A 2324-nucleotide genomic window follows, 5' to 3' on the forward strand; every position below is an offset into this window, starting at 1 on the left:
CGCCCTATGTGATTGCCGCCCTCAGCGATTTGCCCACACCCTGCGCCGGCTTTGAAGCGAATGGCGGCTACTTGCTGGGCTCAGATTGTCTGGGTTTAACCGCCCTGCCCACCCGGGATGCGCTGCTGCCAGCCTTGGCCTGCCTGGCATTGGCTGGGGATACACCGTTATCGACGTTGCGCAACACCCTGCCCAAGCGCTTTACCGCCAGCGATCGGCTGCAGCACTTTGCCCGCGAAAAAAGCGATGCCTTGCTGGCCCAACTGCACAACCAGCCTGCCACCCTAATGCAGTGGCTTGGCAGCAGCGCAGAAGAGGCTGCACAGCAAGCCGACCAGCTTGGCATCGACACCACCGATGGCCTGCGCATCACCCTGCCCAATCAGGACATCGTGCATTTGCGCCCCAGCGGCAATGCGCCGGAACTGCGTTGTTATGCCGAGGCGCAAAGCGCTAAGCAAGCCGCCCGACTGGTGAACGTTACCCTAGAGGCGGTGCAGCAGCGCGGATAAAACTCGGGGGACTGAAGCCGCCGGCGAAGCACCATTACGGGCAGCTTAGTGCGACACCTCAGTCTGCGATTACAGCTCTGCCAACAACTGCGCCAACTGACGGGTGCGTTCGTAGCGTGAGTAAGCCGCGATATCAGCAGGCACTTGCTCCGCTGGCAAAATGCCTTGACTGTCCGCCACTGCCTGCGCCGGGTTTTCCGGCGCTTGTCGCTGCGCCGTCACCTGCTGGCGCAAGGCTGCAGCCACGGCCTGCACACCATTGGCACAGTGGCAATGCGCCAATGGCTGCAGGGTTTGATAGGTCGAGCCTTTATCGGGTGTCACGGCCAGCACCGGCCTGCCGGTTCGGATGTAATCGTACAATTTGCTTGGGATCTGATTGTTAAACAAAGGCCCCTGGATCAGCAACAAGGCATCGGCCTGGCCCATTTCGGCCAGTGATTCCAGATAAGGCACACCGGGCAAAAAATGCACCAAAGCGGTTATGCCAAGCTGCTGCAGCAAGGCATGCTGCTCTGCAGTGCCCTCAAAACCCCGGAAGTGCAGCGCAAAGTTGTGCTCATCAATCAGACCCTGCTGGTGCAGCAACGCCATGGCATGGTACAGCTCGGACGGGTCCCGCCCCTGCCCGTACAAAGCACCACTGTGCAGCAGAATAAAGCGCGAGTCGTTTCGGGATGCTCTAACGGGCAACCCACGAAAGTTGGCTTCATCAAAGCCATTTTCAATCACAGCAAATTTGCTGAGTGGCTCATCCGAGTAAAGCCGATGGTATAATCGGGCAGCATTTTCGGTGGTAAAGACCGCTGTTTGGCAATAGCGAATGGTTTGCTGTTCAATCCACTTGGCAATGCCACTGTAACGCCGGGCGCTGGCATCGTAACGACACTGCAAGGGATCGCGGTAATCGGCAATCCAGGGCAAACCACTGAACCGCTGCAACCGATACCCAATGTAATGGGCGGTTGAAACCGGGTAGGTACTCCAAATCACATCAGGCTGATACTGTTTGATCAGCCGTTTACCCGCCGGGATGGCGGTCAGCGCCCAACTCCACCAGCGATCCGGCACGCAACTGAAACCGAGGTATTTGCCTCGCCAGGATAAATCACGGGCCGCATCCAGCGCCGCACAGCGTTCAATGTGCAACACGTCCGGGCAACCGGCTGCGGCATCGGTTTGCTGGTACACCGAGGCTTTCACGGTAAGCACCACCACATCCCAACCAAAGTCTTGCAAATACTGGGCAAACTTGTAGGTACGCTGCACGCCGGCACTTTGGCAAGGCGGGAAGTCGAGCGCTATCATCAGGATGGTTTTGCGGGTGGATACGTCAGTCGCCATCGGCTGCTCCGACGTGCGGTTGGGTACTGCGCAATAAACTTAGCATAAAGCGACTTTCCGAGGTTGGCCAGGGGGAAACCCGATGCAGGCAAAGCGCCTGTTTGGCGACATCGTGGTTGCTGCCGGGATTGGTGCTGACGGCATAGCGAAACCCGGCTTGCTTCACCATGGCAATGTGGTGGTCATCAAAATCACGGCCATACTGGCCATTAGGGTAGGCAAAGCTCACCACCTCGCGCTGCAGCAAGGTTTCGAGCTGAGCTTTGCTCTGCGCAATTTCCTGATACGCACGTTCGTCGCTTTCCAACGACAAAATCGGGTGATGCACCGAGTGCGCTCCAAACTCCATGCCAGCCTGGGCCATCTGCTGCATCTGCTCTGGCTGCAAAAACTGGCGACCGCTTGGCTTCGCTCCGGTTTGTTGCTGCAAGCTCAGCAAGCGTTGTTCGCGCTCATCCAGCGGCAGGT

Annotated in this window: 2 protein-coding genes and 1 pseudogene; 1 reads left to right on the forward strand and 2 read right to left on the reverse strand. The window is 58.2% G+C overall.

Annotation, left to right across the window (positions count from 1 at the left end; all coding sequences use genetic code 11):
• Positions 1-512: pseudogene (locus tag JJU14_RS16525) on the forward strand (phosphomannomutase); the annotation flags it as partial.
• Positions 513-581: 69 nt separating this feature from the next.
• Here the strand turns inward: JJU14_RS16525 and JJU14_RS16530 are convergent.
• Together JJU14_RS16530 and JJU14_RS16535 are read right to left on the reverse strand one after the other, a co-directional pair.
• Positions 582-1856 carry a glycosyltransferase gene (locus tag JJU14_RS16530; protein ID WP_228614813.1) on the reverse strand — a complete coding sequence of 425 codons (1275 nt, stop codon included), beginning with the start codon at positions 1854-1856 and terminating at the stop codon, positions 582-584.
• Positions 1846-2324 (reverse strand): polysaccharide deacetylase family protein (locus JJU14_RS16535; protein WP_228614814.1); only part of this gene is annotated, 479 nt, incomplete at its 5' end. The genes JJU14_RS16535 and JJU14_RS16530, both read right to left, overlap by 11 nt.

The sequence above is a fragment of the Alkalimonas sp. genome, assembly GCF_020831925.1.
Classification (GTDB): Bacteria; Pseudomonadota; Gammaproteobacteria; order Enterobacterales; family Alteromonadaceae; genus Alkalimonas.